Source organism: Salinimicrobium oceani, assembly GCF_012037645.1.
In genome coordinates this window covers 1-333 of sequence record NZ_JAAVJR010001280.1, presented here as the reverse complement: position 1 = coordinate 333, position 333 = coordinate 1, and the positions used below count along the sequence as shown (strand labels likewise).

At 50.5% G+C, this 333-nt stretch carries 1 protein-coding gene; it reads left to right on the top strand.

Going from position 1 to position 333, the window contains the following annotated elements:
- Positions 1–286: ATP-binding protein (locus HC175_RS21835; RefSeq protein WP_168139983.1), on the top strand; the 286-nt coding region annotated here is incomplete at its 5' end.
- Between the last annotated feature and the right edge of the window lie 47 nt (positions 287–333).

Sequence of the window (333 nt, the reverse complement as noted above, 5' to 3'; positions counted from 1 at the left end):
AGACGCCATGCGTGGCAAGGGAGAACTCAAGCTGAAACTAACCCAGGATGGCAAAAACATTCACCTGTTTGTCAGCGATACCGGAAAAGGAATCCCAAAAGGCAAGTACAAGCAGATCTTTGAACCGGGCTATACCACCAAGAAACGCGGTTGGGGCCTCGGTCTGTCTCTTGCCCGCAGGATCATAGAACGCTACCACAGCGGCAGGATCAGGGTACTAAAAAGCGAGATCAACAAGGGCACTACCATCGAGATCCAGCTTCACAAGGCTAATACTGCTGCATGACCGCTTTAAGTTCCGGCGGAATAGGTAATGCCTTATCTATGCTGAAG